This is a genomic window from Cupriavidus taiwanensis LMG 19424, from assembly GCF_000069785.1.
Classification (GTDB): domain Bacteria; phylum Pseudomonadota; class Gammaproteobacteria; order Burkholderiales; family Burkholderiaceae; genus Cupriavidus; species Cupriavidus taiwanensis.
Genome location: NC_010528.1, coordinates 1,660,129 through 1,684,243, shown reverse-complemented (window position 1 = coordinate 1,684,243; position 24,115 = coordinate 1,660,129). Strand labels below are relative to the sequence as shown.

Below are 24,115 nucleotides of genomic sequence, written 5' to 3'. Positions count from 1 at the left end.
GCCGCGCCTGCGTCTGGTGCCTTACTTGCCCTTGCCCTGCGCGAACAGGGCGTCGAGCTTCTGTTCGAAGGCATGGTAGCCGATGCTCTCGTAGAGCTCGGCGCGGGTCTGCATGGTATCGACCACGTTCTTCTGCGTGCCGTCGCGGCGGATCGCCGCGTAGACGTTTTCCGCCGCCTTGTTCATGGCGCGGAAGGCCGACAGCGGATACAGCACCATCGACACGCCGGCGCCGCCAAGTTCATCAGTGGTGAACAGCGGCGTGGCGCCGAATTCGGTGATATTGGCCAGCACCGGCACCTTTACCGCATCGACAAACTTGCGGTACATGGCCAGGTCGGTCATGGCTTCGGGGAAGATGGCATCGGCGCCGGCTTCCACGCAGGCCACGGCGCGCTCGATGGCGCTGTCCAGGCCTTCGACGGCCAGCGCATCGGTGCGGGCCATGATGACGAAGTTCTCGTCAGTGCGGGCATCGACGGCGGCCTTGATGCGGTCGACCATTTCACCCTGGGTGACGATTTCCTTGTTGGGACGGTGGCCGCAGCGCTTGGCGCCGACCTGGTCCTCGATGTGCATGGCCGCGGCGCCGAACTTGATCAGCGACTTGGTAGTGCGGGCCACGTTGAAGGCCGAGGCGCCGAAGCCCGTGTCGACATCGACCAGCAGCGGCGTGTCGCACACGTCGGTAATGCGGCGGATGTCGGTCAGCACGTCATCCAGGTTCGAGATGCCCAGGTCCGGCAGGCCCAGCGAGCCGGCCGCGACGCCGCCGCCCGACAGGTAGATGGCGCGGTAGCCGGCACGCTTGGCCAGCAGGGCGTGGTTGGCGTTGATGGTGCCGACCACCTGCAGCGGATGCTCGTCGGCAAGCGCCTGGCGGAAACGGGCCCCAGCGGAGCGCGCGAGGTCGGAAGCGGAGTAGGTCATGGCGTATGCGTTGGTGAACAGGACAAGCCGGATACTGCAAGGGGTGTGCCAGGCCTTGCGAGCGCGGCAGGAAAACCCGGAATCCCTTGCCAGTATTGGGCCGATGGGCAGGGCAGCGGGTTCCGCCGCGGGATCCATGCCGGGATTTCCGCACATTTGAAATCCAGGCCCTGCATTTTGGAATTCAAAGTTGAAATCCGGGGCCGCGTAGCGGACAATGTGACAGCACTGTACGCCCGTTCCTGCCGCTTTTCATCCGACTTTCCTTCCGCACCGCATCATGGCTCCGCCCGTCTCCACGCAAGGCCGCCCGCGCATCTGGGCGATCGGCATCAGCCGCCTCGCGCGCGCCTTTGCCGACCTGATCCCGGCCTATGCCGACCGCGCCGAATTCCGCATCGTCGGCAAGGGCTTCGAGGCCGCCGCCAGCGCGGTGTCGCGCGAGGTGCGCGAGGGCCGGCTCGACGTGGTGGTCGCCGGCGGCTCCAACGGCGCCTACCTGCGCCAGCATGTCGACGTGCCGGTGGTGCTGGTCAAGGTCACGGGATTCGACGTGATGAGCGCACTGGCTACCGCGCGGCGGATTTCGCCGCGGGTTGCGCTGGTCACGCATGCGGCGACCTATGCCGAGGTCGACGAATTCGTGCGCGCGTTTTCGCTGTCGGTGCCGGCCTATACCTACCTGACCGAGGACGACGCCGTGGCGCGGGTGAAGGCGCTCAAGCAGGAGGGGATCCAGGTGGTGGTGGGTCCCGGCCTGGTGACCGACCTGGCCGACCGCTATGGCTTGACCGGCGTGTTCCTGTACTCCGGCAACTCGGTGCGGATGGCGCTCGAAGACGCGATCGAGGCCGCGCGCCTGCGCCGCATCGAGGCCACCCGGCGCGACTACGTCAACACTATCCTGGCGCACCTGAACGAGGGCGTGGCGGCGGTCGATGCGCAAGGGCGCATCCAGTCGTTCAACCCGGCGATGGAGCGCTTCCTAGGCACCTCGGCCGCCGCCGCGGTGGGACGCAAGCTGCAGACGCTGGCGCCCAGCCTGGCGCTGGAAGGCGTGATGCAGAGCGGCGACAAGGAGCTCGAGGCGATCCACAAGCTCGGCGACAAGATGGTGGTGGTCAACCGCATTCCCATCCTCTCGGAGGCCGGCACCGCCGGCGCGGTGCTGACCATCCAGGATGCCAGCGCGATCCAGCGCGTCGACCGCAACCTGCGCTCGCGCAGCCGCGCGCGGCCGGCGGCGGTGCGCTACAGCCTGGACGACCTGGCCGGCACCTCGGCGGCGATGACGGCCCTGCGAGAACTGGCGCGGCGCTACGCCGCGGTGGACTCGACCGTGCTGATCGGCGGCGAGAGCGGCACCGGCAAGGAGGTGCTGGCGCAAGGCATGCACGATGCCAGCCCGCGCCGCGCGTTCCCGTTCGTCGCGGTCAATTGCGCCGCCTTTCCCGAGGCGCTGCTGGAAAGCGAGCTGTTCGGCTACGAAGAGGGCGCCTTCACCGGCGCGCGCCGCGGCGGCAAGGCCGGCCTGTTCGAATCGGCCCACAACGGCACGCTGTTTCTCGACGAGGTCGGCGACATGCCGCCCGCGCTGCAGACGCGCCTGCTGCGCGTGCTGCAGGAAAAGCAGGTGCTGCCGATCGGCGGGCTCGACGCGGTGCCGGTGAACGTGCGCGTGATCGCCGCCACGCATCGCGACCTGGCGGCGATGGTGCGCGACGGCACCTTCCGGCAAGACCTGTATTACCGCCTCAACATCCTGCGCATTGCCATGCCGCCGCTGCGCGAGCGCGCCGAAGACCTGCCCGAGCTGGCCGAACTGCTGTACCGCCGCGCGCAGGACCGGCTGGGGCTGGAGCGTCCGCAGCGCCTGCCCGCCGCGGCCCGCGCGCGGCTGGCGCGCTACCGCTGGCCCGGCAACATCCGCGAGCTGGAGAACGTGACCGAGCGCATCGCGGTGCTGGTCGCCGGCCGCCGGCTGGACGGCGAAGCCTTGCAGCGCGAACTGCATGCCGCCGCCCCCGAGCTGTTCGGCGATGCCGCGCTTGCCACTGCGCCAGCGGGCGGGCCCGAGGCCGCACCGGCGGCGCCGGCCGCGCGCGCGCGCCGCTCGCTGGCGCGCGTCAAGCAATCCAGCGAGGTCGACCATATCCGGCGCGTGCTGGAAGAGTGCGGCGGCGACCGGACCGCCGCCTGCCATATCCTCGGCATCAGCCCCACCACGCTGTGGCGGCGGCTGAAGGCGGCCTAAGGGCGCTAATGCCGGCTAATGCCGTTCAGTTAAGCACTGTCGTTCCCGCGTAGGCGGGAACCCAGCGACTTTATCCCCAAAGGGGACGTGAAAGACGCTGGATTCCCGCCTGCGCGGGAATGACAGTAGTGTTTGGGCGCCGGTTTTATCGGGCTAGCCGGCCGGGCTGGCCCGGCGGAACGGAATCGGCTGCAGCCCCTTGCCCTGCAGCCACGCTTCATTGAACAGCCGTCCCATGTACAGGTCGCCACGGTCGCACAGCAGCGTCACGATGGTGTGACCCGGCCCCATCTCGCGCGCCAGCGCTACCGCGGCGCCGACGTTGATGCCGGATGACCCGCCCACGAACAGTCCTTCCTCGCGCAGCAGCCGGTAGACCATGTCGACGCAGGTCTGGTCGTCGATGCGCACGGCATCGTCGATGGGGGTGTCCTGCAGGTTGGCGGTGACGCGGCTGGAGCCGATGCCTTCAGTGATCGAGCTGCCTTCGGCCTTGACCTCGCGGTGCTTGACGAAGTGGTACAGGCCGCTGCCGTGCGGGTCGGCCAGCACGATGCGCACGCCCGGCTTGTGTTCCTTCAGGCAGCGGGCGATGCCCGCGAGCGAGCCGCCGGTGCCGGTGGCGCAGGTGAAGGCGTCGATATGGCCGGTGGTGGCGTGCCAGATCTCCGGGCCGGTGGTCTCGTAGTGGGCCTGGCGGTTGGCGAGGTTGTCGAACTGGTTGGCCCAGATCGCATTCTCGGTTTCGTCGGCCAGCCGGCCGGCGATCTTCTGGTAGTTGTCGGGATCGGCGTAGGGCTTGGCCGGCACCGCGCGTACCTCGGCGCCGAGCATGCGCAGCCGCTCCATCTTTTCCGGGGATTGCGTGTCGGGGATCACCACGATGCAGCGGTAGCCGCGCGCCGCGCACAGGTGCGCCAGGCCGATGCCGGTATTGCCCGCTGTGCCCTCGATCACCGTGCCGCCCGGCTTCAGCAGTCCGCGCCGCTCGGCGTCGCGGATGATGTACAGCGCCGCCCGATCCTTGACCGAGCCGCCCGGATTGAGGAATTCCGCCTTGCCGTAGATATCGCAGCCGGTTTCGGCGCTCAGGCCGGCCAGCCGGATCAGCGGCGTATGGCCGATGGTGCCGGCAAATCCATCCCTGATCTCCATGGTGCACTCCTGCCGCGCCCGGGGCGGGCGTCATGCTTGAGTGATAGATCGGTGCGGCGGGAATGACAAGCGGGCAGCCCCGGAGCGGCCCCAGGCGGGGCGGGAAGTGACCGGGTGGCGGTTTGCGCCGAGGGCGCCGGGGGGCTCAGGCGGCGTTGAGCCAGCGGAAGCTGAAATCGCCTTCGACGAAGTCAGCGCGCGCGGCGTGGAAATCGCGCATATAGGGGCGGTTCAGGTGCGATTCGAGCGCGCGCTTGGAGTCCCAGACCATGTAGATGACGAACACCCGCGCATCCTCGGCATCCTGCCCGACGTGGTAGTCCAGGCAGCCGGGCTCGGTCAGCCCGCGCGAGCGCAGCGCGGCGAGCTGGGAGACCAGCGCATCGCGGCGATGCGCCTTGGCACGGGCGATGCCGACTAGCGTGTACGTTCCGGACATGGGTGAACGGGGGCGACTGGCTGGCGTCTGTGAGCACTGGGCCAGCCATTGTAGCGGCGGCCATGGCGGCGCCGGCAATGCCCGACGGCGCCGTCCGGGCATTCGGCCGGCGCTTGACAAGGGTGCGCGGCACCGTTCCTGCCGCCGCCGACACTCAAGTTATGCCCGCCGGCGCCGATAACCGGATCGACAACAAGACATCCATCATCCGAGGGGGATGGCGCATGCTGAGACGCATTGGGTCGGAGCAATTGCAGGTCGGGATGTTCGTCGCCAGGCTGGGCGGGCCCTGGATCAACCATCCGTTCTGGCGCGCGCGCTTCCTGGTCGCCAGCGAGGAGCAGGTACGGCAGATCCAGTCGGCCGGCGTGCGCGAAATCTGGATCGATATCCTGAAGGGCCGCAACCTGCCGGCGCCGGAAGAGGCGGCCGGCGCAGCCACGGCCATGGCTTCGGCCCGGCCCGCGCCCGGCGCCGATGGCCCGGCTGACGCGCCGCCCGCCACCACGCTCGAAGCCGAGATCGTGCATGCGCGCGAACTGCTGCAGTCCGGCAAGGCCGTGATCGGTTCGATGTTCGCCGACGTGCGCATGGGGCGGGCACTGGAGGTCAGCGGCGCGCTGCTGCTGGTCGACGCGGCCTCGCGCTCGCTGTCGCGCCACGGGCAGGCGCTGCTGGCGCTGGCGCGGCTCAAGGCGCGCGGCGACGACAACTACCTGCATGCCTTCGCGGTCTGCGCGCTGATGATCGCAGTCGGCCGCACCCTGGGCCTGCCCGGCGACGAGGTGCGCGAACTGGGCCTGGCCGGCCTGGTGCACGACATCGGCAAGCTGACCGTGCCCGGAGCCGCCAACCTCCGCGCCGGCGAGCGCACGCCCGAGCAGGAGGAGGCCTACCGCCGCCATCCCTCCGCCGGCTATCGCATCCTCAACGAAGCCCGGCTCTATTCCAATATCCCGCTCGATGTCTGCGTTCACCACCATGAGCGCGTGGACGGACGCGGTTTCCCCTTTGGCCTCGTGGGGCACGAACTGAGCGTGCATGCCAGGATCGGCGCGATCTGCGACACCTATGACGCGCTCACCGCCAGCCATCCCGGGCACCAGCCATGGTCGCCGGCCCGCGCCATGGAATACATGGCGGTGCGCGTCGACACGCTGTTCGACCGGCACGTGTTCAAGGCCTTCTCGCGCACCGTCGGCATCTACCCGCTCGGCACCGTACTGCGGCTGCGCTCCAACCGGCTGGCGGTAGTCTGCGCGCAGCATGACGCCGACCCGCTGCGGCCCAAGGTGATGGTGTTCTACTCGGTGTCGCAGTCGCGGCCGGTGCCGACCGAGCTGGTCGACCTGCGCCACGGCGACGAGACCGTGGTGGCGTTCGAGAACGCGGCGGAGTGGGGCTTTACGGATGAGCAGCTGCTGGAGATGTATGCGCCGGCGGCGTGAGCGCGCCGCGCCGTTGCGTCATCGCGCCAGCCATTTGCCTTGCCCGAGCCGTTCATGCAGGAAATCCGCCAGCGCCCGCACTCGCGCGCTGTGCCGCAGGTCGGGGTGGGTCAGCACCCACAGGTCGGTGTCCATGGCGGCGTCGGGCGGCGCCAGCCGCACCAGTGCGGGATCGTCGCCGGCCAGCAGGCACAGCAGCATGCCGGCGCCCATGCCATGGCGGACCGCGTCCGCCATCGCCACCAGGCTGTCGGCGCTGACCACGCGGCGCGGCTCCGGCACGTGCTCGCGGATCCAGCGCGCCTGGGCCAGGTGCGACAGCGCTTCGTCCGGCACGACCCAGTCATAGGCCGGCCAGTCCGATAGCGCGGGGCTGTCCGCCGCGGCCGGCAGGCCGAGTTGCTGCAGGTAGCTGCGCGCGGCGTACGGCGCCGTTTGCAGCCGGCCGATACGGCGGCCCACCAGGTACTCCGGCGGCGTGTTCGCCGGCCGGATTGCCATATCGGCCTCGCGCCGGCTCAGGCTGAGAAAGCTGTTGTTGACCACCAGCTGCAGCTGGATGCGCGGATGCAGCGCGCGGAACGCGGCAAACAGCGGCATCAGCAGCGCGCCCAGCAGCGTGTCGGTGGTGGTCACGCGCAACGGGCCGCTGAGCTGGCTGTCCAGGCCGGACAGCTGGCGCTGCGCCGCATCGATCTGTTCGCCCACCCCCGCCAGCCGCTGCGCCAGCGCCTCGCCGGCCAGGGTCATGGCGTAGCCGGTGGCGTGGCGCTCGAACAGCAGCGTGCCCAGGGTGTCTTCCAGCCGCGCCAGCCGGCGCAGCACCGTCGAGTGGTTGACATGCAGGGCGCGCGCGGCGCCGGCCAGCGAGCCGGACTGGCCCACGGCCAGGAAGTACTTCAGGTCGTCCCAGTCTGCTTCCTGCATGTTTGCATAGCCCCTTTGCAAGATTCGCCAGTTTTCGTGCGGATCCGCACAGCCTACAGTGGCTGGACCTGGCCGGCAATGGGTGCCGGCGGGCGCTGAGCACAGGGAGGAAAACATGGCGATGGCGTGGACGCTGCTGGTGCTGGCCGGGCTGATCGAGATCGTGATGGCACTGGCGCTGAAACATACCGACGGCTGGACCCGCCTGGGCCCGACGGCGCTGGGCATCGGCGCCGCGCTGGCCAGTATCTACCTGCTCAGCGCGGCCCTGCGGCACCTGCCGGTGGGCACGGCCTACGCGATCTGGACCGGGATCGGCGCCATCGGCGTGACGCTGATCGGCATCCTGTTCCTGGGCGAGAGCGCGTCGCCACTGCGGCTGGTGCTGATCGGGCTGGTCTTCGTCGGCATCGGCGGATTGAAGCTGCTGCCGGCCTGACCTGCATCGGCACGGCACGCAGGGGAGGCGGGCGCGTTCGGTACACTATCTGGCCTAGTCCAAGGCCAGAACCGCCCCGCCATGAATTTCGATGCCCTGCTGGAGCTGTTCCAGCAACGTATTCCCGCCCATCCATGGGCGCAGATCGCACTGTACCTGGTGGCGCTGGGGCTGATCGCCGCGCTCGCGCAATGGCTGTTCGGCCATGTGATGTCGCGCATCGCCCACCGGGTGCTGAAGGTGTGGGGCAAGACCCCGTGGAGCACGGCGCTGACGCGCCATCGTGCCTACCGGCGCTTCGGCTATGCGGTGGGCTTTGCCGTGATCACCGTCGGCATCGGCGAAGTCCCGCATATGGGCCGCTATGCGCTGGCGATCGAGCGCCTCGCGCATGCCAGCCTGTGGGTGTGCTTCTTCCTGATGCTCGGCGGCGTGCTGGGCGCCTGGCAGGACGTGTATGCCGCCAGCCGCCGCGCGCAGACGCGTTCGATCAAGGGCTATATCCAGGTGGGACGGCTGGGGCTGGGGCTGGTGTGCGCGGTGCTGGTGCTGTCGATCCTGATCAACCGCTCGCCGCTGTGGATGCTGTCCGGCCTGGGCGCGTTGTCGGCGGTGCTGCTGCTGGTGTTCAAGGACACGCTGCTGTCGCTGGTGGCGAGCACGCAGCTGACCTCCAACGACATGCTGCGCATCGGCGACTGGATCGAAATGCCCCAGTGCAATGCCGACGGCTACGTCAAGGACATCGCGCTGCATACGGTCAAGGTGCAGAACTGGGACAACACCGTGACCACGGTGCCGACCTACAAGCTGTTCTCGGAGAGCTATCGCAACTACCGCCAGATGTTCGAGTCCGGCGCGCGCCGGATCAAGCGCACCTTGCGATTGGATGCGGGCAGCGTGCGCTTCCTGGAAGACCGCGAAGTCCACGCGCTGATGCGCTTCCGCCTGCTGCACGACTATTTGGAAGAAAAGCAGCGCGAGGTCGACGAGGCCAACCGGCTGCTGATCGCCGCCGGCAACGACCCGGTCAACCGGCGCCGGCTGACCAATATCGGCACGTTCCGCGCCTATGGCATTGCCTACCTGAAGGCGCATCCCGAGATCCACCACGACCTGCTGCTGAACGTGCGCATGATGGAGCCCGATTCGCAGGGCATCCCGGTCGAGATCTACTGCTTTACCGCGCTGACCGCGTGGATGGACTACGAGCGCATCCAGGGCGATGTGTTCGACCACCTGCTGGCGATCCTGCCGGAACTGGGACTGCGGCTGTACCAGGCGCCGTCGGGCGCCGACCTGAACGGGGTGCGCATCGCGCCGGTGCTGGCCGCCGCGCAGGTGGCGGCGGCACAGGCGGTCCAGCATGCCCCGGCGCACGGGGCCGCCGCGGGCAGCCATCCGATGTAGCGCGCGGCGTTTCGGCGTTCTAGCGTTTCAGCGGCTCAGCCCACCGCGCGCGGGCGCACGCGGCTGGCGGCTTCCTTGGCCCGCGTGCGCGCGGTGTCGATATCGTCGGCATACGCCAGCGCCACGCCCATGCGGCGCCGGGCGAAGCTCTCCGGCTTGCCGAACAGCCGCACCTCGGTCTGCGGCACGCGCAAGGCCTGGTCGACGCCGTCGAAGACCACGCCCTGCGCCTCCACGCCGCCGTAGATCACGGCGCTGGCGCCGGGGCTGCGCAGCGTGGTGTCGACCGGCAGGCCGAGGATGGCGCGGGCATGCAGCTCAAATTCGTTCTGCCATTGCGTGGCCATGGTCACCATGCCGGTGTCGTGCGGGCGCGGGCTGACCTCGCTGAACCAGACCTGTTCGCCCTTGACGAACAGCTCCACGCCGAACAGGCCCATGCCGCCGAGGTCGGCGGTGACCGCCTGCGCGATGCGCTGCGCGCTGGCGAGCGCGGCCGGGTGCATGGGCTGCGGCTGCCAGCTCTCGACATAGTCGCCGCTGACCTGCACGTGGCCGATCGGCGCGCAGAACCGGGTTTCGACCTGTCCGCTGGCGCCGATCGCGCGAACGGTCAGCAGCGTGATCTCGTAGTCGAAATCGATAAAGCCTTCGACGATGACGCGGCCGTGGCTGACGCGGCCGCCGGCCATGGCGTAGTCCCACGCCGCCTTGACGCCTTCGGGGCCGTCGATCTTGCTCTGGCCCTTGCCGGAGCTGCTCATCACCGGCTTGACCACGCACGGGTAGCCGATGCCGCCGTCGATGGCGGCCTGCAACTCTTCGAGCGAATCGCAGAACTTGTAGGGGCTGGTTGGCAGCCCGAGCGATTCGGCGGCGAGCCGGCGGATGCCTTCGCGGTCCATGGTCAGGCGCGCGGCGCGGGCGGTGGGAATCACGCGCACGGTGCCGGCGGCTTCCAGCGTTTCCAGCATCGGCGTGGCGATGGCCTCGATCTCGGGCACGACCAGGTGCGGCTTCTCGGCTTCGATCAGGGCCTTGAGCTGGTCGGGGTCGCTCATCGCGATGGTGCGGGCGTGATGCGCGACCTGCTGGCCGGGCGCGTTGTCATAGCGGTCGACCGCGATCGTCTCCACGCCCAGGCGCTGCAACGCGATCAGCACCTCCTTGCCGAGCTCGCCGGAGCCGAGCAGCATCACTTTGGTGGCGGAGGGGGAAAGGGGCGTTCCGAGGGTGGTCATGGCGGGAAGGGCGGCGGTGCGAAAGGAAAACCCGGATTGTACGTGCTGCCGCGCGCCCTGGCGTCCCGGGCGCTAGTCTTCGGCGTCGCGCGAGCCGGTGTGGCGCCGCGCCGCCTCGTCCTTGCGGTCGGCCGCCTCGGCCTCGGCCGGGCTGGAGGCGACCCCGTACATGCCGTGGCGCGGCGTGCCTGGCGGCAGGTTGCCAAGTCCGGTGGGCTGGTAAGGATGCGGGCCGGGCGGAGGCTGCGAGGTATCGCTGGACGGATGCGCGCGGCCGGTCAGTTTCTCGTCCTGCGTGACGCTGTGGCCGCCGTAGTGGTAGTCGGTCAGTGATCCTTCATGCGCAGGGGCCGACGGGGCCGGCGCGCCGGAGATATCGGTCACCCGTACCGGAATCGACGGATAGACCTGCTGGGCGCCGGCGATCGCCATCTCGGGCGAGTCGAACTCGCCGTCGAGCCGCTCCGGTGCGCCCTTGCCGGTGCGCATTTCCAGATGCCAGCGGCCGTCTTTCGGGCCGCACACCAGGATTTCCTGTTCGGTCGAGGTCATGGGGGCCTCCTTGGGTCTGGGCGTTGCGTCTCTGCGCAGACAGGCAGGAACCGTTCCAGCGGCGCGGCCCGCGCCGTACCGCCCTGGGCGCGCGCCGCGTGACGCCAGATTTACAATGCGCGCCCGTTCTTACCGCCGCCGCGCTCAGGACGTCGCCATCAACGGCGGCCGCGGCCGCGTCGCCACCGCGAAAGCGATCTGCGCAAGCCCCGCGGCCAGCCCCAGCGCCACGCCGGCCTGCCAGGCTACGGTATAGGAGCCCAGTGCGTCATAGACCAGCCCGCCGCCGAAGGCGCCGACAAAGCTGCCGATCTGGTGGCTGAAGAAGGCCACGCCGCCCAGCATTGCCTGCCAGCGCAGGCCGAAGGTCTCGGCGATCCAGCCCGATACCAGCGGCGCCACCCCGAGCCACAGGAAGCCCATGACCGCGGCGAATACCAGCGTGCTCTGCGGCGTCGGTGCCGACGAGAAATACCACGTCAGCGCGAGCGAACGCAGCGTATAGATTCCGCCCAGCAGCATCAGCTTGTTGTAGCGGCCGCCGGCCCAGCCGAAGAAGATGCTGCCCAGCACGTTGAAGCCGCCGATCACGCCCAGCGCTTCGGCGCTGAGCATCGGATCCATGCCGCACACGTCCAGATACGACGGCAGGTGCGTGGTCAGGAACACCAGCTGCATGCCGCAGACAAAGTACGCCAGCGCCATCACCACGAACGGCGCATGGCGCAGCGCGGTGCCCAGCGCCTGGCGCGCGTTGTCCTGGCCGATGCCCGCCGGCGTCGCCAGCGGCAGCCGGTCGACGCGCCCGGCCGCCCACGCCGCCGGCAGCATCACCAGCGCCAGCAGCACGAACGCGGCCAGCCCGGTGCGCCAGCCATAGGCCTGGGTCACCATCTGTCCGATCGGCGCCGCCAGCAGCGCGCCGAGCGAGCCCGCGCCCGACACCAGCCCCAGCACCGTGCTGCGCAGCGCCGCCGGCACCGGCCGCGCCGCCACCGCCATCGCCAGCGCGCTGCCGGTGCAGGCCATCGACGCGCCGATGGCCACGCCCGCACCGAGCGTGACGCCGACCAGGCTGTGCGCGGTCGCCAGCAGCACCAGGCCGGTCACGTACAGCAGCGAGCCCGCCATCATCAGCGGACGGAAGCCGATGCGCGTGGCCCACGCGCCGGCGAGCGGCTGCAGCAGCCCCCACGCCAGGTTCTGCACGGCGATGGCGACGGTGAAATCCGACACCGAGATGCCGATATCGCGCGTCAGCGGTGGCATGAAGATGCCCAGGCTCTGGCGCAGGCCCATGGCCAGGCTCAGCATTACCGAAGCGCCGAGCAGGATCGGCAGCGCCGGGCGCAGGCCCTCGAAGCGGGAAGGAGTGGGGGAGAGGGGCACGGTGGGTCTCGTCGCGGGGGTTATCGTTATCGTTGTGGACCCCGGGCGCCTTCCATGTCTGCAATGTCTGCAATTTAAGCGGGCACTGAATATACCGCAGGGTAAGGCGAGGGTATGCCGCGGCGCCGGGCCGTGTCAATTTGGCTTTGGGGCGGGCCGCCTTCCGATTTGGCAAAGGGGGCCCGGTGAGCGGCCGCCAGCTCAGTCCAGGCTGACCTTCGACGCCCGGATGGTTTCGCCCCAGCGCTGGAAGTTCTCGGTCAGGTGGGCGGTCTGGCCGACGCCAGCTGAAGCTGCACCGAGCTGTAGATACTATTGGTACTGCCTTGGGTGAGGCTCGCGTTGGCGTGCACGGTGGTGCCGTAGCAGAAGGGCGGCACGCAAAGGCTGGCCTGCATGCCCGGCCAGTCGCCACGATGGTGCCCGCAATCTGCACCAGCGCCTTGCGGTCCTGTTCGGAAAGCTTCTGCAAGTCCGGATTGCTCAGGATCTGCTGGCCGACCAGCTCGGCTGCCAACGTAGCGGTCGCGTCCCCGGCAGCGCCGGCCGCAAAACTGCCGTCCATCGCTTGCGCCATCAGACCGCCAATGACCGCGTGCAATGCGACCTTCACTTCCGCTGGCTGGTTCTGCGTCAGCGTGCCCACTTGGTCATACACCATCGGCGCCAGTTGCTGTGCCACCTGGCTCTGCAACTGGTTCAGCTCCCGTTGGTCCTTCACCTTCTGTGTATCGAAGACCTTGTCGATGCTCTGGTTGGCGGTGGCCGTGTCGCGGTTCAGGCCGCCACGGTCTCGTCGGCCGACTTGCCGGTCTTCTCCCGCTGACTCGCGTTGTCGGTGATGATGACCCTGGCCGGCGCAATCGCACTCTTGGTGACGCCAGCGGCACTGCCGTCAATCGACTTCTGCGCGTTACCCGCAGCGGTGGCCGCCAGGCTGTTGGCCCCGCTTTGCAGCAGGTTCGCATTGCCCGCCCAGTCAACGTGCGCCGGTTGCACCGGCCCCAGGTTCGGATCGCTCGCGGGCACGCTCTTGCCGCCGCTGTAGCTCGCCACGAGCGTGGTCGAGTCACTGCTGTACTCGGCCTTGTTCTCGATGTCGCTGGTGGTCAGCGTCCATGCGCAACTTCGATTAGTCGCTCATGCGAAAGATGCGCAGGTCATCCAGAGCGTCAGACGCTGCGCTGGCAACAGCTTGATCCCCCCCCAAGCTCAAGAGAAACTCTTCTGCCATGGCGACGTCCAAATCATGAATTCGCCGCGCCAAATGTCCAACACATGTTACCGCCAGGCTCCTCAAGGAGTCCGGCCGGTTAAGATCGAACGCGACAGATTTCAATCGCTTAAATGCCCATTCCCAGTCATCTTCATAATACGCGATGCTCAAACAGGCATCGGCTATGGCCTCTGGATTACCAGAAGCAAGTACGTGGTCAATCTCGGCATTAGGAATGCGGGCCGGTTCTTGATACCTCATTGTCATTTCGGATTTCCTTTCCTATCCACATAGCCGCCTCGCACCAGTGCATTCTGCATATCGCTGGTAAGGTCTTTCCATGCCCGGACATGACCGTGATATACATCACCGAGAGTTCGATCGAAAACCACAAATTCGCCAGTTTGCGGATCAACGCTAACGCGGCGCGGCGATGTCTCCTTTACCTGAACTGAATTTTCTAGAACACTTTGTCCATTTGATGGCCCACGGCTCTTGACAGCATTGTCGGTAGACCCGTGATACGGAGCTGCCTCATAGGTTAGCCCTTTAGGACTTATGGCGCCAGCAATGCCCGGAGCCGCGCCGATTCCGACATCTGCCACCAGACTCGCAACGGCATTGGGATCTAGCGGTTTGTCGCCTGCCAACCGATTCGCATTAGTGATGGCAACACTGCGCATGCGATTCAGCGTGGCGTCGCCAAAACGCAGGTCAGAGTACTCGAGAGTTTCCGCCGCAGTCCAGTTGGTCGGCCCCTTGGCTTGCAACTCTGCCATCCGCTGACCTTGCGCCTGTTGCTCCGCGCGCAGGTCTTGGGCAACTGACACACATTCTGCCTGACTGGAGCAATTCTCGACTGCCGCCTTATTTCTCTCATACTCTGCGGCGTACTTCTCCTGCACTTGTTTCTTGCAATTACCGTCCTTGCAAGCAACCGTTGCCTCAGCCCGAGCCTTCTTCTGTGTATGGGTCAGGTAGTTGTTCTCTGTCGCCACCTTGCCAACGTTGGCGCCAGCCGCTGCATCGGCAACGGTTCCACCTGTCGCAGCACCGGCGGCACCGCCCACGATAGTGCCAGCCAGCAGCACCAGCGCCTTCCTGTCATCAGCCGACAGGCCTTCCACGCCCAGAAGTTGCTGACCGAAGGTTTCTACCGCCAGTTTGGCTGCAGCGCCGCCGGCTGCCCCCGCCGTAAAGTCCCCACCCAAGGCCGTAGCCATCAGACCGCCCAGCAACGCGTGCACTGCCGTCTTGGTAGCCACTGGCTGGCCCTCCAGCAGGCCACCTACCTGGTTGTAGACCATCGGCGCCAGTTGCTGCGCCACCTGGCTCTGCAGCTGGTTCAGCTCCCGCTGATCCTTCACCTTTTGTGCGTCGAAGATCTTGTCGATGCTCTGGTTGGCGTTGGTGGTATCGCGGTTCAGGCCGGCAACGGTGTCACCGGCCGATTGGCCGGTCTTCGCCTGCTGGCCCGCATTGTCGGTAATGACGACCGTGCCCGGCGCAATCGCACTCTTGGTGATGCCCGCGGCACTGCCGTCAATCGACTTTTGCGCATTGCCGGCAGCGGTGGCGGCCAGGCTATTGGCGCCGCTTTGCAGCAGGTTGGTATTGCCTGCCCACTGGACATGTTTCTCAATCAGATTGCCATCCTGGTCCAGCGCGTCGTCCAAGCTCTTGCCACCGCTGTAGCTCGCCACGATGGTGGTCGAATCACTGCTGTACTCGGCCTTGTTCTCGATGTCGCTGGTGGTCAGCGTCCCGGTGTTAAGGTTGTTCTTGCCCGCATCTGCCGTACTGGCCAGGATCCCACCCTTCAGGTCGGTATGGCCCTTCACGTCGACATCGAACCCGCCCTTGCCGGCATAGATGCCGCTTTGCTCCTGCACCGAGCTGTAGGTGCTGTCGGTATTGCCCTGGGTGAGGCTCGCGCTGGCGTGCACGGTGGTGCCGTAGCAGAAGGGCGGCACGCAAATGCTGGCCTGCATGCCCGACGACGATTCCTTGCTGTGGTAGGTCTCGGTATCCGGACGGCTCTCGATATTGAGGTCCCGACCCACGGTGCCGGCGACGGTGTCGCCGATCAGCTGCGCGCCCTTGAGGTTGGTGTCGCGTCCGCTCACCACCGTCACCTTGTCAGTGGCCACCACATGCGAGTTGTGGTTGGTCACCGCCTCGCCATTGGCCTTGGCCTTGTTCTGGCTCGCGGCCAGTTCCAGCGTAAAGCCGAACTGGTCGCCGCCGACGCCGAATCCGACACCAACGCTGGCATTGCTGCCCGAACTGCGGCTGTCCAAGGTAGAGCGGTCCTGCGCGCTTTCGAGGTTCACATCGCGCGCCGCTGAAAGAGTGACCGTCTTGCCCTCGATCTGCACGCCGTGCCCGCTGATGTCGCCGTCGGTGGCGAAGCCGTCAGCATCCTTCTGGCCGGAGCCGGTCGCGACGATGGTGACCACGTTGCCCGCCTTGATGGTCGTGCCCTGGTTAGTGCTCGACGTGCTGTGCGCTTCGCTTTGCTGGCTGGCGCCACCGACACTGGCGGTCACCTTGATCGCCGCCGTCTGGCTTACCCCACCGCTGGTCACCGTCTGGATGCCTTGGATGCCGTTGGCGATGGCTAGGCCCGCCTGGACTCCATAAAGCGTCGCCACCCGGCCGTCCTTCTTGTCCTCGACAGCATGGGCGGCATTCTCGACGGCCTGTGCCGCCGTGACGGTATAGCCTGACAGCGCCAGGGTCGTGCCGTACTGACTGGTGCGATGGCGCTCGTTCTGGCTCGCCGAGTCCGTGCCGGGATCGAGGATCACGTTCTTGCCGATCATCGTCACGTCGTTGCCGGCTTCGATGTCGGCGCCGCGCGCGGTGATGTTCTCGCCCGCGGCCATGGTCACGTTGCCGGATTTGCTGACCACCTGGCTGCGGATCGTGTTCTGGGTGGTCTGGCTGGCGTCGGCGTGGTGCGACTCGCTGCGCACGCCCACCGTGCCGGAGTAACCGGTGCCGCCCAGGTCGCCAATCTGGCGGCTGGTGCGGTCCAAGCGCTGCGACAGGGTGTCCTGCCCGGACAGGATGTCGATCTTGCCCTTGGCTGCCGACAGCGCCACATCGCCCTCGGCAGCGATGCCGCTGCCGGCGATGGTGATGTCTCCCGTGCGGGCCTTCACGCCCACGGTGTTGCCGGTGATGACGCTGGCGTTCTGCTTGCTGCTGGTGGTGGCGCCGGTGGCGTTGCTCTTCTGGGTGCCAAACGGCACCATGCCCACGCCGCTGTTGTTCGGGCCGCCGCTCAGATGGCGGGCCACGTCACCGGGGCTGGGTAACGCGCTACTGATGGACCAGCCACTGCTGCTGGTGCTGTTGGCGGCCTGATAGGTATCGGTGGAAGCGCGCACTGTCACGTCGCGCGCGGCGTCCAGGATGGCGGCGTCGCCGGCGCTGATCGTGCTGCCGGACACCAGGACGTTGCCGTCGAGTGCCTTGCCGTTGGCATCGGTCTCGCCGTTGCCGGTGGCGCGCACGCGCACGTTGCCGGCCCCGGTCACGCTGCTGCCGCTGCTGGTGGTGGTGACGCTTGAGCCCTGGGCGCTGCTCTTCTGGTTGCCGATGCGTACGTCGACTTGGGGCAGGGTGAGCGCTGACGCGCCCAGCTCCTTGACCGTACCAGTCACGCGCGAGACAGCGCTGGGATCCTTCTGCACCGCCTGCAGGTTCTTGACGGTATCGTAGGGCGTCCCGACCAGAGCGACTGACAGGCCGCTGGAACGGTTGCGCTGGCTGGCATCCTGATATACGCGGTCCACGCCCTCGGCAATGGTGACGTTCTGCGCGAGGATATCGATGTTGCCTGCGCTGGACTTGTCCTTGTCTCCTTTGCTGCCCGCGATGAGGTCGCTGCCGACGATGGTGGCGTCCTTGCCGGCGGTGATGACGACGTTGCCGTTGCTGGCGCCGACCACGCTGCGCGCGTCGCTCTGGGTGATCGCCAGACTATGGCTTGTCCCGGACGCCTCGCTCTTGCCCACCGAGACGCCGATGCCGCCCTGACCCGCGAAGCCGGAGATACCGGACTTCTTGACCTTCAAGGCGTCGCTTGCCTCGTGGATGTTCTGCCCCGCGGTCACCAGCACATCGCCCCGTGTGGCGATCAGCGCCACGCCGTCGGTCGCGGCGATAGCGCTCTGGCGGATGGTCACATCGTTGCCGCCCTTGACGCGAACGGTATCGCCGGACAGCGTGCTGCCCACGCCGATGTCGCTGTGGCGGCTCGACTGCTCGCTGGTGGAAGTCCGGGACACGAAGCTGCCGAACTTGCGCTGGATATCGACGCTGCTGTCGTGCAATTCACGCGCCTCGGCCACGGTCACGTCGCGGTCGGCCACCACATTGAGGGTGCTGCCGCCCTTACCGTCGGCGCCCGCCATCACGTTGGCCCCGATCAGCGTCACGTTGCCCTTACCATCGGTACGATCCAGCCCGCCACCTTGGCTCGTCGGCTTGACGGCGGCCAGCGTGGCGTTGCCGCCCGCCTCCAGTTTCACGCCGACTGTGCTCTGGTCGCGGCGGTGATCCTCCTGCTGGCGCTGCCTGCTCTGGCGCGCCACGTTGTCATGGGTGGTTTCGTTGGTGACGGCGCTGGCGTTCAGGTCGCCACCGGCCACCATGGTCAGGTCCGTGCCGGCCTTGACCTGGGTACCCTTGAGGGTGGTGTCACCTCCACTGCTGGTGGTGAGGCTGCCGCCGGTCCCAACGGAGCTGACGGAATGTTCGGTGCGGCTGCCCTCGCTGTGGTGCCTGTCGCTGTTGTAGATCGACTGGCTGGTCTTGCCTTCCAGCACGTCGAAGGTGAGGTTGCGTCCAGCCAGCACGGCGGCGTCGCCGCCCGCATTGATGGTTGACCCGGTAGCGGTGAGGTCCCGGCCCGCCGAGAGCAGCATATCGCCGGTCGAGGTGATGCCCGCCTGCTGGCCGTAGAGGCTAGTCGAGGCCTTCGAGTTGCCTGCCGCTGACTGCGTGCCTCGCTGGTCGAACAGGGTCACGTTCTGGATGTCGCGCCCGGCGACCAGCCCGACCCTGTCGCCGCTGATCTGGCCCGACTGGTTCAGGATGTCGCGGCCGGCGGAGATGGCCGTGGTGCCCTGGCTGCGAATAGCACCCCGGTTCACCACATCATCCGTGGCCGCAATCGAAAGGCGGCTCTTGGCGTCTACAATGCCGCTGTTGCGCATGGTTCCTGCGCTGTGCAGCTCGAGGTCATCGGCGGCAATCAATGCGCCGTTGGCCTGCAGGTCGGCGGCATGCGCACGCGCGAGGTAGATGCGCGGCACTAGTACGCTCTGGGTGCTGCCGTCAGCCAGTGTGACCGTCTCCGACACCAGCCAGACGATGTCCGAGGTGAGCGCATCCATCTGCGCCGCGGTAAGCGCCATGCCGGGCAGGATGTTGAACTGCTGGGCCGCATGAACGCCGGAGGCCATCAGGGCCTTGTATTGCTCTTCGGCGCTATCGTAGCCGGCGAGCGTGACCCGTCCTGTCAGGCGCGTCACCTGGTCGCGGATCAATTTCTGCTCGTAGAAGCCGTCACCAAGGCGCTTCTGCGTCATGGCCGGATCGATCCCAAGCAGCCCCAGCATGTAGTCCGACGACAGGAAGTTGCCGTATTGGGTGAAGCGCGGGTCTGTCTCGATCAGGTAGGTGTAGCCGGGCTCGGTATGGTATTTGTACAGCCCATTGGTCGGAAGGCTGATCGGCGCGTTGGTCAGAGTGGTGGCGGCGATCGATTGCGCATCAACACTGCGACCGGTCACGCCGGTGCCGCCGCCCTGACCGGCATTACTGCCCTGAATGGGCGACGCGCCGGCGATGGTCACACCCGACACGCCCGTGCTGCCGGTTCCCGCCAGCGGATCGCTCTTGCCGACATCTTCGTTGCGGAGGTCGCCACCGAAGATGGCAAGTCGCTGGCCAGCGGTAATGTTGCCGCTTATCCTGCCGACCGCGACGGGCGCCAGCACTACGCCAGGCTGGGCGACTGGTCCGACATCCTGGCTGGTGTCCTTGCTCCACGCATAAGTGGAAACAATGTCCTGCGTCGTGCGCCGGTAGAGCGTCTGGCCGACATTGGTGACGGTGGTGGTGCCGAACTGGCCGGATTCCAGCGCGCCGGAAGTGGCGCTCTGGTCGCCAATCTGCATGCTGCCACCCGCGGCAATGGTGCTGTAGCGGTTGGTCAGGCTGCCGACGTTAGCCAGAATCATGGCGCCGCCCGACACCAGGTTTGCTGCCGCTTGATTAGGGGTGGCGTCGCGGTCAGTGGTCGTCGTGGTGGTCGTGTCCCGCGCTATCTCGACGCGTTGCCAGCCGCGCTGCGCATCGCTGAGGGTGGCATACTCGGTGCCGGGGTCGTAGTGGACATCACGGTCGTAGCCGTCCCAGTAGTTGACCTGCAGTACGCCGCCGTTACTCTCGGAAAGGGTGTTGTAGTCGATCTGGGTGGCGACGCCATTGATATCGACCACCAGCCGTTGCTTGGTATTGTCGCGCGACAGGATCTGCGCGGCAGTGAAGGTGGCATCGACGGGGGTCTTGTAGGGGCCTTCCCAAAGTTCCTGAGTGCAACCCTTTTGCGGGTAAGCGTTGGTCGTCGCGCAGTGGATGTACTTCTCGCGCTTGAGCTGGTGTTTGGTATCGACGGTGGTATCGCTCACAATCACCGGGTCGGGGCGCTGGTTGATCAGCTCCTGCGCCGCGATCTCGACCACGCTGTAGTCACTGCCGCCCTCGATGGTGCCGCTGTCGTTGAGCACCCGGCCGGAGCGGTTCTTGAGGTAGCCCCTTTCGTCGCGCTCGCGGTTGGCAGCGATGTTCACATCGCCCAGGCTGTAGAGCGTCGCTCCTTCTGTGTTGCTGACCAGCTCGCGGCCATACGCGTTCAGAGTGTCGGTGGCCGCCATGATGGCCGCCGCCCCCGTGTTGTGAACCTCCCGGTGACTAGCGGTGACCTCGCCGCCAATCACCGTGCCGGTATTGGTCAGCACATCGCTATTGGTCGCAACGATATCGCCTTCGATGCGGCCGGCATTGATGAGATCCGTCGTGGCGTTCAAGGTCGTCGCCGCGGAATTGATGGTCGCGCCGGCCTCGTTGACGATGCGGCTGCCGTTGATCGTGAGGGCGTTGACGGCCTCCAGTTTCCCCTGGTTGGTGAAGGCGCCGGTGGTGCCGACCGATAGATTGCGTTCCGCTTTGAGCAGGTTGCCAGCGACATTGGCGTAGTCGCCCTGCATGGCGAGGCGCAGGTCCTGGCCGCTGTGGACGATGCCGACCCCGGTGAGAGTGCTCGTATCGATGCCGATATCGCCATCGGCGATAACCTTGCCGGCCTGGTTACTGAGCGATGCGGCATGCACAATGCTGTTGCCGCCCGAGGCGAGGCTGCCGCCGTCATTATTCAGGGCAGCAGCGCCACCTTTGACCGTCAGGCCAGTCCCTCCATAAACCTGGCCGCCGGTATTGCTGAACGACTGGCCCACGTCGAGGAACTGGGCGCCACCTGAGACGATCTGGGCCCTGGTGGTGTTGGTAAGCTGCCGCGCTTGCACCTGTACGTCGCCGTTGCCTCCCACCATGGCCCCGTTCGTATTGACCAGGCTGGTGGCAACCACTCGTGTCTGGCTCGTGCCCGTGTTGATGATTTGGCCCGCGTCATTGGTGACTGTGCCACCGGCCGAAACGTCCAGCGCAGCGCCGCCCTGCAGGGCTCCGCCGGTGTTGTCCACGTTGCCGCTGAGCGAGCCAGTCAGCTCCTCGTCGGCCAGCATCGTGCCCTGGCGGTTTGACAGCGAAGCACCCGCAAACTGGACCGACTTGCCGGAGATGGTGCCTCCGTCGTTGCGCCAGGTGACCTGGCTACCCTCCATCGTGAGGCGCTGTCCGGCATAGATTTGCCCGCCGGCGTTGTCCGCCGACTGGGTGAGGTGCAGGCCGAGGTCCGTGCCCGCGATCAACTGGGCGCCACCGGTGTTGACCAGTTGGTCGGCGGTAACCGATGCGGCGCCATTGCCGCCAAGCAGTCCGCCATGTGTATTGGCAATGATCGCGGCGCGCACCGTCGCGTCGGCTGCGCTGGTCCCGACAATCCTCCCCCCGGCATTGCGAAGCGCGCCAGTGGCTTCAACGGCCAACGCATCCCCCGCCTGGATGGTGCCGGACGCGTTATCGATATCGCCACCGATTGCGGCCGAGAGTGCTCCATCGGAGACGATGGCGCCATGCCGATTCGATAGCGACCCGCCGGCCAGCCGCAACGCATTGGCGGTGATCGTGCCGCCGTCGTTGTTCCAGGCGACACCGGTGCCGTCCATGATCACGGCCCGCGCTGCACGAATCTGCCCGCCCGAGTTGTCGCCCGTCTGGCTGACGTGCAGCGCCAGGTCGGTCCCGGCCACCAGTTGCGCGCCGTTGGTATTGGCCAGCCTGTCGGCCGTGAGCGAAAGCGAGCCGTTTCCGCCCACGACACCGCCGTTGGTGTTCGTGACGGCCGCCCCATTCACGACCGCGGAGCTGTTGGCATCGACACTGATCACCTGGCCGCCGTCATTGGAGACGCTTCCTGTCGCGCGTATGCCGAGGTACTGGCCGCCCTGTAGTACCCCGCCCGAGTTGTCAATGTCTCCGGTGCTTCCGATATCCAGGCTATCCCTGGCCAGTACCGTACCCTGTCGATTCGACAACGAACTCGCGGCGAACTGGACCGACTTGCCCGAGATGGTGCCGCCGCCGTTGTTCCAGGTGACGTGGCTGCCATCGATGGTGAGGCGCTGTCCGACGTAGATTTGTCCGCCGGAATTGTCCGCCGACTGGGTGAGGTACAAGCCGAGGTTGGTACCGGCGATAAGTTGAGCGCCACCGGTGTTGACCAGTTGGTCAGTGGTGATGGTCGCGACGCCATTGCCACCGATCGCGCCGAAGCTGGTGTTCTCGATGCGCTGGGCGTGGATCGTTGTCCCGCCCGTTCCGGCGTTCGTGATGCGGCCCCCGGCATTGGTCAACAGGCCGTCAGCGGACAGCGACAGGTCGCCCGCATCGGCAAGGATCTGTCCGCCGGAGTTATCGGCGTCGCCCCGGATCACCAGGGCCGTGCCATTTTGCGCATACAGCGTGCCGCCTTGGTTAGAGAGTTGCTGCGCGCTGCCGTCGATCCGCGCGCCACTCACTTTGGCGCCGTCGCTACGCAACAGGCCGGTGGTACTTGCCGTCAATCCCTGGCCTGCTGTGACGGTGGCATTGGCCAGGTCCAGCATGCCAGTCTGCGCGGTGAGCGCGACATTGCCGGCAGCACGTGTCTGGCTGCCCGTGAGGCTGACGCTGGCTCCGGTGACCGATATATTGCTGCCGGCGAGATTCTGGCCGGTTGCGGCCACACCCTGGGAACCAGTGACGGTCAGGTCGCCCCCCTGGCTCATGTTGCCGTTCGGGTCGATGCCGGCGGCCAAGGTGCCGGTGGATTGCACTGACTGGCCAGCGACTTGCAAGTGCTGTCCGGCAATCAGGGCACCGGAGTTCCGGATGTCGCCTTCGCTCGTAGCCGAAAGGCCGGCGCCCGCGGCCGTGGAGCCGCTGTTATCGAGCCCTTTCGCACCGTGGATGGCGAGCGCACCTGTCGACGAAGTTGTGCCGGACAGCGACACTCGGCCAGCGCCGTCGATGGTGAAATCACCTGCCTGGGCAGCCAGCGTGCCGGCATTGCGCACGCCGACGCCGGCCTCCGTGCCAATCAGGCGAATGCGATTCGCGTACATCCCGCCCAGGTTCGCCACATCGATGCCGACCGTCGGGGCCGCGCCTTCGCCCTGAATCAACCGCACGCCGAGGTTGGCGTAATCCACTTCGTTGGCACCCGTGATCACATTGGCAGTGTTAGCCCAGAGTTTGCCGTTGACCTCGACAGACCGTGCGATCAGGTCCACTTGATCGAGGCTGGTCCCGTTGAAGCCGGCACCTTCGACCTGGATGCCGCCGCGCGTGACACGAAAGGCTGCGAGACTGCCGTCGCCGCCGAACACGGGAGCGCCCGTTGTCAGCGTGGCGCGGTTGGCATTGATGAAACCGCCGCCATTTACGGAAATGCCATTGCCGTTTGAGATGACCACGTCGGCTCTTTGGCCCGCGATCTCGATATAGCCGTTCAATTGCGATGGGTGGGGGCCTGTCACTTCGTTCAGGATCACCCGCGCCGGACCGCTTGCACCCAGATTGGCATTGCCCGGTACATAACCGCCCAGTTGTGTCGGGGTGATGGCCGTGGCGTTATTGAGGATCGCGCCGCGCCCGTCCACCGAGAACTGTTGGTACTGGTTGTGCGAAACGCCAGCCGCTGATGGCGCAGTGATGCCGACCAGCGGCGTGCCGTTGGGCGCCCCCGTGACGTTCGGACCGTGCCCGGCGCGCGGGTCGGACACGATCTGCGCTGCGGCCGGGGGCACACATCCCAGTGAAAGCAACACTGCCCACGCCGTGGGGCGCAGCGTGGCGCAACATGCGCTACTCATTCCTCCGGTACTCCCCGCGCGCCCCGCGGACGCTGCCTTGCGGGCGCCGCTGGCACACTCGGCCACCGCCATTAGCATGTTTCGATGCTTGTTGAAGATCAGACGAAAGCGCTTGTGGTTCATGCTATGAGTACGTCAAACATCAAACAACGGCACGCCGAGGCA

The 24,115-nt window shown here is 66.9% G+C and carries 14 protein-coding genes; 4 read left to right on the top strand and 10 right to left on the bottom strand.

Annotated elements, in window-relative coordinates; genetic code table 11:
- Positions 1-21: 21 nt before the first annotated feature.
- Positions 22-930, bottom strand: a complete 909-nt coding sequence (gene prpB / locus RALTA_RS07675) for a methylisocitrate lyase (protein ID WP_012352867.1) — start codon at positions 928-930, stop codon at positions 22-24.
- Between the two features lie 280 nt (positions 931-1,210).
- Between prpB and prpR the strand changes: the two genes are divergently transcribed.
- Positions 1,211-3,184 (top strand): propionate catabolism operon regulatory protein PrpR, encoded by a 1,974-nt coding sequence (gene prpR / locus RALTA_RS07670; protein ID WP_012352866.1) that lies wholly within the window; start codon positions 1,211-1,213, stop codon positions 3,182-3,184.
- A gap of 153 nt (positions 3,185-3,337) precedes the next feature.
- On the opposite strand, the gene RALTA_RS07665 is transcribed toward prpR, so the two are convergent.
- Positions 3,338-4,339, bottom strand: a complete 1,002-nt coding sequence (locus RALTA_RS07665) for a cysteine synthase A (protein ID WP_012352865.1) — start codon at positions 4,337-4,339, stop codon at positions 3,338-3,340.
- A 145-nt stretch (positions 4,340-4,484) separates the two neighbouring features.
- Positions 4,485-4,778, bottom strand: a complete 294-nt coding sequence (locus tag RALTA_RS07660) for a putative quinol monooxygenase (RefSeq protein WP_012352864.1) — start codon at positions 4,776-4,778, stop codon at positions 4,485-4,487.
- 224 nt (positions 4,779-5,002) lie between these two features.
- Between RALTA_RS07660 and RALTA_RS07655 the strand changes: the two genes are divergently transcribed.
- A complete protein-coding gene (locus RALTA_RS07655; RefSeq protein ID WP_012352863.1) occupies positions 5,003-6,226 on the top strand; it encodes an HD-GYP domain-containing protein in 1,224 nt (407 codons plus the stop codon).
- An 18-nt stretch (positions 6,227-6,244) separates the two neighbouring features.
- Here the strand turns inward: RALTA_RS07655 and RALTA_RS07650 are convergent, their stop codons facing one another.
- Positions 6,245-7,153 carry a LysR family transcriptional regulator gene (locus RALTA_RS07650; protein WP_012352862.1) on the bottom strand — a complete coding sequence of 303 codons (909 nt, stop codon included), beginning with the start codon at positions 7,151-7,153 and terminating at the stop codon, positions 6,245-6,247.
- 121 nt (positions 7,154-7,274) lie between these two features.
- Between RALTA_RS07650 and RALTA_RS07645 the strand changes: the two genes are divergently transcribed.
- Entirely contained in the window at positions 7,275-7,592 is a 318-nt protein-coding gene (locus RALTA_RS07645; protein ID WP_012352861.1) for a DMT family transporter, read from the top strand.
- A gap of 81 nt (positions 7,593-7,673) precedes the next feature.
- A complete protein-coding gene (locus RALTA_RS07640; RefSeq protein WP_012352860.1) occupies positions 7,674-9,002 on the top strand; it encodes a mechanosensitive ion channel family protein in 1,329 nt (442 codons plus the stop codon).
- A gap of 35 nt (positions 9,003-9,037) precedes the next feature.
- Here the strand turns inward: RALTA_RS07640 and purT are convergent, their stop codons facing one another.
- The 6 genes from purT to RALTA_RS07610 form a co-directional block, all read right to left on the bottom strand.
- Positions 9,038-10,243, bottom strand: a complete 1,206-nt coding sequence (gene purT, locus RALTA_RS07635) for a formate-dependent phosphoribosylglycinamide formyltransferase (protein WP_012352859.1) — start codon at positions 10,241-10,243, stop codon at positions 9,038-9,040.
- Between the two features lie 72 nt (positions 10,244-10,315).
- Entirely contained in the window at positions 10,316-10,795 is a 480-nt protein-coding gene (locus tag RALTA_RS07630) for a hypothetical protein (RefSeq protein WP_012352858.1), read from the bottom strand.
- Between the two features lie 144 nt (positions 10,796-10,939).
- Positions 10,940-12,109, bottom strand: coding sequence for an MFS transporter (locus tag RALTA_RS07625; RefSeq protein ID WP_050976445.1), 1,170 nt, complete (start codon positions 12,107-12,109; stop codon positions 10,940-10,942).
- A gap of 852 nt (positions 12,110-12,961) precedes the next feature.
- Positions 12,962-13,240: a hypothetical protein gene (locus RALTA_RS07620; protein WP_012352855.1), complete on the bottom strand. Its 279-nt coding sequence runs from the start codon at positions 13,238-13,240 to the stop codon at positions 12,962-12,964.
- Positions 13,241-13,316: 76 nt separating this feature from the next.
- Positions 13,317-13,667 (bottom strand): hypothetical protein, encoded by a 351-nt coding sequence (locus RALTA_RS07615; RefSeq protein WP_012352854.1) that lies wholly within the window; start codon positions 13,665-13,667, stop codon positions 13,317-13,319.
- Positions 13,664-24,073, bottom strand: a complete 10,410-nt coding sequence (locus RALTA_RS07610; protein WP_012352853.1) for a hemagglutinin repeat-containing protein — start codon at positions 24,071-24,073, stop codon at positions 13,664-13,666. The genes RALTA_RS07615 and RALTA_RS07610 overlap by 4 nt, the downstream gene beginning before the upstream one ends.
- Positions 24,074-24,115: the final 42 nt, after the last annotated feature.

What these genes read in the sequence shown, in the direction of transcription:
- RALTA_RS07660 (WP_012352864.1), bottom strand. Translation starts at nt 4,778, where the DNA reads ATGTCCGGAACGTACACGCTAGTCGGCATCGCCCGTGCCAAGGCGCAT.
- RALTA_RS07640 (WP_012352860.1), top strand. Translation starts at nt 7,674, where the DNA reads ATGAATTTCGATGCCCTGCTGGAGCTGTTCCAGCAACGTATTCCCGCC.
- RALTA_RS07615 (WP_012352854.1), bottom strand. Translation starts at nt 13,667, where the DNA reads ATGACAATGAGGTATCAAGAACCGGCCCGCATTCCTAATGCCGAGATT.
- purT (WP_012352859.1), bottom strand. Translation starts at nt 10,243, where the DNA reads ATGACCACCCTCGGAACGCCCCTTTCCCCCTCCGCCACCAAAGTGATG.
- RALTA_RS07665 (WP_012352865.1), bottom strand. Translation starts at nt 4,339, where the DNA reads ATGGAGATCAGGGATGGATTTGCCGGCACCATCGGCCATACGCCGCTG.
- RALTA_RS07650 (WP_012352862.1), bottom strand. Translation starts at nt 7,153, where the DNA reads ATGCAGGAAGCAGACTGGGACGACCTGAAGTACTTCCTGGCCGTGGGC.
- prpB (WP_012352867.1), bottom strand. Translation starts at nt 930, where the DNA reads ATGACCTACTCCGCTTCCGACCTCGCGCGCTCCGCTGGGGCCCGTTTC.
- prpR (WP_012352866.1), top strand. Translation starts at nt 1,211, where the DNA reads ATGGCTCCGCCCGTCTCCACGCAAGGCCGCCCGCGCATCTGGGCGATC.
- RALTA_RS07610 (WP_012352853.1), bottom strand. Translation starts at nt 24,073, where the DNA reads ATGAACCACAAGCGCTTTCGTCTGATCTTCAACAAGCATCGAAACATG.
- RALTA_RS07630 (WP_012352858.1), bottom strand. Translation starts at nt 10,795, where the DNA reads ATGACCTCGACCGAACAGGAAATCCTGGTGTGCGGCCCGAAAGACGGC.
- RALTA_RS07655 (WP_012352863.1), top strand. Translation starts at nt 5,003, where the DNA reads ATGCTGAGACGCATTGGGTCGGAGCAATTGCAGGTCGGGATGTTCGTC.
- RALTA_RS07645 (WP_012352861.1), top strand. Translation starts at nt 7,275, where the DNA reads ATGGCGTGGACGCTGCTGGTGCTGGCCGGGCTGATCGAGATCGTGATG.
- RALTA_RS07625 (WP_050976445.1), bottom strand. Translation starts at nt 12,109, where the DNA reads ATGCTGAGCCTGGCCATGGGCCTGCGCCAGAGCCTGGGCATCTTCATG.